General features: G+C 74.1%; 6 protein-coding genes. 2 read left to right on the top strand and 4 right to left on the bottom strand.

Annotated elements, in window-relative coordinates; genetic code table 11:
* Nucleotides 1-90: 90 nt before the first annotated feature.
* Entirely contained in the window at nt 91-723 is a 633-nt protein-coding gene (locus tag AOK24_RS43160; protein ID WP_055725300.1) for a phosphatase PAP2 family protein, read from the bottom strand.
* 76 nt (nt 724-799) lie between these two features.
* Nucleotides 800-1,420, bottom strand: coding sequence for a DJ-1/PfpI family protein (locus AOK24_RS43155; RefSeq protein WP_055725299.1), 621 nt, complete (start codon nt 1,418-1,420; stop codon nt 800-802).
* 89 nt (nt 1,421-1,509) lie between these two features.
* Between AOK24_RS43155 and AOK24_RS43150 the strand changes: the two genes are divergently transcribed.
* Nucleotides 1,510-2,847: an aminotransferase-like domain-containing protein gene (locus AOK24_RS43150; protein ID WP_055725298.1), complete on the top strand. Its 1,338-nt coding sequence runs from the start codon at nt 1,510-1,512 to the stop codon at nt 2,845-2,847.
* 48 nt (nt 2,848-2,895) lie between these two features.
* On the opposite strand, the gene AOK24_RS51980 is transcribed toward AOK24_RS43150, so the two are convergent.
* Both AOK24_RS51980 and AOK24_RS43140 read right to left on the bottom strand, forming a co-directional pair.
* Complete coding sequence (locus AOK24_RS51980) at nt 2,896-3,285, bottom strand: hypothetical protein (RefSeq protein ID WP_055725297.1); 390 nt, start codon at nt 3,283-3,285, stop codon at nt 2,896-2,898.
* A gap of 25 nt (nt 3,286-3,310) precedes the next feature.
* Nucleotides 3,311-4,333 carry a LacI family DNA-binding transcriptional regulator gene (locus AOK24_RS43140; RefSeq protein ID WP_055725296.1) on the bottom strand — a complete coding sequence of 341 codons (1,023 nt, stop codon included), beginning with the start codon at nt 4,331-4,333 and terminating at the stop codon, nt 3,311-3,313.
* An 83-nt stretch (nt 4,334-4,416) separates the two neighbouring features.
* Between AOK24_RS43140 and AOK24_RS43135 the strand changes: the two genes are divergently transcribed.
* The coding region (locus tag AOK24_RS43135; protein WP_240554409.1) for an amidohydrolase at nt 4,417-5,561 on the top strand (1,145 nt) is incomplete at its 3' end.

The following is a 5,561-nucleotide window of genomic DNA, read 5'->3' as shown; positions in this document are numbered from 1 at the left end:
GGGGTGACGGGCGTTCGGCTGCGAGGGCATGGGGCGTCGGGGGCTCGGGCGTGGGCTGCTCCGGTCGGCTTCCTCCCCTCTCCCGTGCCGTCAGCGGCGTCTGTGGCGGGCCTCGTCCAAGGTCCACGCCGTTGCCGGTGTCGTGGTCAGTGCCGTGCACCAGCCGCCGAGGACGTCCGTCGGGTAGTGCGCGCCCAGGGTGACCTGGGCCCAGCCCATGGCGGCGCCCGCGATCAGGGCGGCGCCCAGGACCAGTGTCAGGCCCGGGAGTCTGCCCAGACCTAGTCGGCCGGCCGTGAGGAGGCCCACCGCCAGCGCGAGCGATGTGAGGAAGGCGGTGTGGCCGCTGGGGTAGGACAGGTTGTCGGGGCCGTGGATCGTGCGGCCCACGACATGTTTGAGGAGCGTCGCCGTCGCCACGCTGGCGGCGACGGACGCGATGACGAGGAGCGCGGCTCGGGGCCGGCGCAGGACCAGGCAGCCCGTCAGGGCGGCGCCCACCAGCAGCGCGGCGCCGAGGGGTTCGCCCAGGAAGTCGACGGTCAGGGCGACGTCCCGCCAGCCCGGGCCCGCCTTCTCCAGGGCCGTCGAGATCGGGGTGTCCGCGCTACTGGGTTCGCTGTCACCGGCGTACAGGATCGCGAGGGCGGCGACGGCGAGGGCCGCGAGGAGCGCGGTCAGCCCGAGCCAGCGGCGTAAGGGAGGGGGGAGCGCCGGGGTCACGGGCCGCTGCTCCGCCGTCGGACCACTGGCACGGGAGCCCCCCTCGTCGTATCCCCTCGTCACCCTAACGCGGGGCTCACCTCGTCAGGGCGGGAGCGGGGAGATACGGCGAGATATTGCGCCACGCCCGCTCGACGTACTCCTCCTTCTCCCCGACCGGCGCGACGTAGTGCAGCGCGCTCTCGGCGGCCTCGTGTCCCTTGAGGCGCGCGAGGAGCCATCCGGCGAGGTAGGGGGAGGCGAGGCAGCCACCGGCGGTGGCGATCGTGTCGTCGGCGTAGAAGGGCTGGTCGAGGACGTCGACCCCGGCCGCGACGACCCAGGGTTTGCTGACCAGGTCCGTGCAGGCGGGGATGGTGTCGAGGAGCCCGAGCCGGGCCAGGACGAGCGCGCCGGAGCACTGCGCGCCGATGAGCTGGCGGGCGGGGTCGAGCCCGCGCAGGACGTCCATGATCGCCGGGTTCTCGACGACCTCGCGGGTGGCGACCCCGCTCCCGACGATCACGGCGTCGGCGGCGCAGGCGTCCTCGAGGGTGGACATCTGCTCGACGACCACCCCGTTCATGGACGTGACTTTGGGGGTGGGGGTCGCGAGGGTGACCTTCCAGTCGTCGTCCTTGACGCGGTTGAGGACACCGAGGGCGATGAGGGAGTCGAGTTCGTTGTAGCCCTCGAAGGTGAGAATGGCGATGTGCACGGCGGCGTTCCCTTCCGTAGGCGAGGGTGTCGACGGTAGGAACCGGTGACCAGGACAGTCAAAGAATTGTCATGGATACACTTCGGCATATGGCGGCACCCCGGTACAAGGCCCTGGTCGACACGTTCGCGTCCGACATCCGCGCGGGCCGCCTCGCGGCGGGCGTCCGGCTGCCGACCCACCGCGCGCTCGCCGCCCGCGAGGGCATCGCCCTGGTGACCGCGACGCGCGTGTACGCCGAGCTGGAGGCGATGGGCCTGGTCAGCCGGGAGCAGGGCCGGGGGACGTTCGTACGGGACATCGCGGTGCCCGAGGGCCACGGGATCGACCAGCAGGTCATCGCGACGGACGCGGTCGACCTGAACTTCAACTACCCGTCCCTGCCCGAGCAGGCCGGCCTCCTGCGGCAGGCCCTGCGGGAGACGGCCACCTCCGGGGAGCTGGACGCGCTGCTGCGCTACCAGCCGCACCGGGGGCGCGCCCAGGACCGGGCGTCGATCGCCCGGCACCTCGGGCACCGGGGGCTCGCCGTCGGCCCGGACCGGGTCCTCGTCGTCAGCGGGGCCCAGCACGGTCTGGCCGTCACCGTGATGGCGGCGCTCGCGCCGGGGGACGTCGTCGCGGTCGACGCGCTGACCTACCCGGGGTTCAAGGTCCTCGCGCAGGCGTTCCGCCTCGACCTGGCGCCCCTCCCCGCCGCCGCCCACGGCCCCGACCTGGACGCCTTCGAGAAGCTGTGCGCGACCCGCCCCGTACGGGCGCTCTACACGATGCCGACCCTCCACAACCCGCTGGGCTGGATCATGCCGGCGCCCGCCCGCGCCCGGCTGATCGAGACCGCCCGCCGGCACGGAGTCCTGATCATCGAGGACGCCACGTACGCCTACCTCGCCGAGGACCCGCCGCCCACGCTGGCCGCGAGCGCGCCCGACCTCGCCGTGTACGTCTCGGGGCTGTCCAAGAGCGTGGCCACCGGCCTGCGGGTCGGCTTCGTCGCTGCCCCGCCCCACCTGGTCGCGGCGCTGGAGCGCGCGATCCGGGCGACCACCTGGAACACCCCGGCGCTGTCGACGGCGATCGCGTGCCGGTGGCTGGACGACGGGACGGTGAGCCGTCTGGAGGCGCGCAAGCGTGAGGACGCCCGGGCCCGGCAGGTCATCGCCGCACAGGAGTTGGCGGGGCTGCCGCTGACCGGCCACCCCTCCTCGTACTTCACCTGGCTGAGGCTCCCCGACGACGCCCGCGCCGACCGCCTCACGGCCACCCTCGCGCGCCTACACATCTCGGTGAGCACGGCCGAGCCCTTCACCACCACGACGCACACGCCCCAGGCGCTGCGCCTCGCACTCGGCTCGACCGATCCGGACAGCCTCCGGTCGACCTTGCGGACGGTCCGGCGGGTCGTCGCCGAGGACGCGGCCGTCTGACGACCGGGCAACCGGTCGACGCCGCACACGGGCTCACCGAGCCGATGATCACCGTCGTGTGAACGCCGGATACCCCGGCAACGCCTCCACCTCCCACCATCCGGCGACCTCCCGCGACAACGCCCGCATCACCTGCGTGAACGCCGGAAACTCCGCCGGCTCGCCGGCCGACTCCCAGCGGTGCCGCAGCACTTGACGCCGGGTCGGCACCGGAACCCGCGCCCGGTGCAGCGGCCCGTCCACCGCCGTGCGCGGCAGCAGCCTCACCGTCGCGTCGACCGTCCACACAGCGCGCCGCCCGGGAGCCCTGCCGAGGACGCGCTGAAGCTCCTCGCGTCGTGGTCGGCGACGGCAGGACGGGGTCGCGGCCGGGGTGAGCGGCGCCGGGGCCGCGTAGCTGTCGTCGTACCGGTCGTGGGGTGGGGCGGTGCGGCTCACCCCCCTGCACCGCCCCGCCCGACGGTCATGCTCCCCGCCGGGTCGACCGGCGAGGTATCAGCACCGGCTCGACGAGCCGGTGGCGGTCCGCTCCGCCGCGGGTGTTGATGACCGCGAGCAGGAGGTCGACCGCTTCGCTGCCGAGGAGGTCGGGGCGGAGGGTGAGGGTGGTGACGGGCGGGGTGGTCGTGGCGTAGGCGGGGTCCTCGCTGACGCAGGCCGCGAGGAGGTCCTCGGGGACGCGCAGGCCGCGGCGGTGGGCGGCGGACAGGATCGTGTGGCCCGAGTCGGTGTAGAGGCCGATCACGGCGTCGGGGGTGCGGTCGAGGAGGCGGTCGACCGCTTCCTGTTCGCCCGTGGGGTAGTCGTGCGGCGTGAACTCCTCGATCAGGGCGGGCGCGTGGCGTCGCGCGCACCAGGTCCGGTACGCCTGCGCCGCCAGCTGCGGGTACGCGTCGTCGTGGACCGGCAGGGCGAGTCCGATGCGCCGCGCGCCGGCGTCGGCGAGGTGGTCCAGGAGGCGGTGGACGCCCGCTGGGGTGTCGGCGTCGACCCAGGCGTCGCCGTGGTGGGGTACGGGCGGGCGTCCCTCGCTGACCATGGGGATGCCGCGCTCGCGGAGGATGGCGCGGACGGGGTCGTCGGCGCGGGGTTCGACGTGGATGACGCCGTCCATGGGGGTGGTGAGCCACATCCAGGGCGACATGGAGTTGGGCAGGGCGAGGAGGAGGTAGCCGCGTTCGTGGGCGGCGGCCAGGGCGCCCAGGGTCAGGTCGGCGTAGTACGGGATCGCGGTGTACGGGACGGGGAGGTCGCCGTAGGTGGTCATGGTCAGGCCGAGGACCCCGGTGGCGCCGCGGGCGAGGGCGCGGGCCGTGCCGGCCGGGGCGTACCCGAGGTCGCGGGCGGCGGCCAGGACACGGCGCCGGGTGTCCTCGGAGAGGCGGCCGGTGCCGTTGAGGGCGTTGGACACGGTGGCCGCGGAGACTCCGGCGCGTACGGCGACGGCGCCGAGTGTGGGCCGCCGCCAGGCGCGTGAACTCGTCATACGCGCCCCAACTGCCGCTTGTGGTTAAGGACTTAATCACTCAGCCTACCGGCGACACCGGCCGCGATGTGAGGAGTGGTGAGATGTCGGACGCCATCGAGAAGTCGGACACCTGCCAGAAGTCGGACGCCTGCGAGCAGCACGGGCCGCTGCGGCGGCGTACGTTCCTGGCCTCGGCCGGTGCGGGCGCGCTCGCGGTGGCGACGCCGGCGCGGGCGGCCACCGGCCGGGCCGCGACCGCTGTCGTGAACGGCAGAGTGTTCACCGGGTCGGGCCCCTGCGCGCAGGCGGTGGCCGTCGGCGGTGACGGGAGGATCCTCGCGGTGGGCTCCGACGCGGAGATCCGCCGCCGTACCGGGCCCCGTACGGTGATCGTCGACGCGCGCGGCGGCACCGTGATGCCGGGCATCCAGGACGGGCACATGCACCCTCTCGCTGCCGCCGCCCAGTCCCTCAACCCGTCGTTGCGCAACGAGAGCCTGACGGTCCCTCAATTCCGGGCCCGGCTCCAGGAGATGCTGGACGCGACGGCGGAGCAGGAGCCGGACGGCTGGCTCCAGGTGACCGACTGGAACCCGGTCGGCCTGCTGCCCGCCGGCACGGTCGCGGACCGGACGCTGCTCGACGCGCTGAACACGCGCCGGCCGGTCTATCTCCAGGGCTCGGACTTCCACAACAGCCTCGTCAACACCCGGGCGCTCGCTCTCGCGGGCGTCGACCGCACCACCCCCGACCCGCCGGGCGGCCGGATCGTCCGCGACCGTGCGGGCGAGCCGACCGGCCTGTTCAAGGACGACGCGCAGGCCCTGGTCTCCCGGGTGATCCCGCCCCCGAGCGCGGAGCGTCTCGAAGCCGCGCAGGCCAGGATGGCGGATGCGCTGCTGGCCGCCGGGATCACGTCGTTCCTGGACGCCTCCAGCGACGAGGGCAGCGTCCGTACCTACGCCGCCCTGATGGCCAAGGGCCTGCTCCCCCAGCGCATCACCCCCGCCCTGGTGATCGACGCCGGCCTCGCCGCGAAGCCCCGCGAGGCGGCCGAGTTCCTGCGGGACATCCGTACCCGGTACGCCGGACCGGCCGCGCTGCGCCTGACCACCGCGAAGGTGTTCCTCGACGGCGTGATGGAGTTCCCCGCCCAGACGGCCGCCCTGCTGACCCCGTACCTGGACGCCGACGGCAGGCCCACCGACCACCGCGGCGAGCTGCACGTCGGCGTCCAGGTACGGGG

Source organism: Streptomyces niveiscabiei (genome assembly GCF_001419795.1).
Classification (GTDB): domain Bacteria; phylum Actinomycetota; class Actinomycetes; order Streptomycetales; family Streptomycetaceae; genus Streptomyces; species Streptomyces niveiscabiei.
Note: the sequence above shows the minus strand (reverse complement) of the source record. Positions and strands in the feature narration are given on the sequence as shown.

Excerpts from the sequence above, each read along its gene's own strand:
- AOK24_RS43150 (WP_055725298.1), top strand. The coding sequence starts at position 1,510 with ATGGCGGCACCCCGGTACAAGGCCCTGGTCGACACGTTCGCGTCCGAC.
- AOK24_RS43140 (WP_055725296.1), bottom strand. The coding sequence starts at position 4,333 with ATGACGAGTTCACGCGCCTGGCGGCGGCCCACACTCGGCGCCGTCGCC.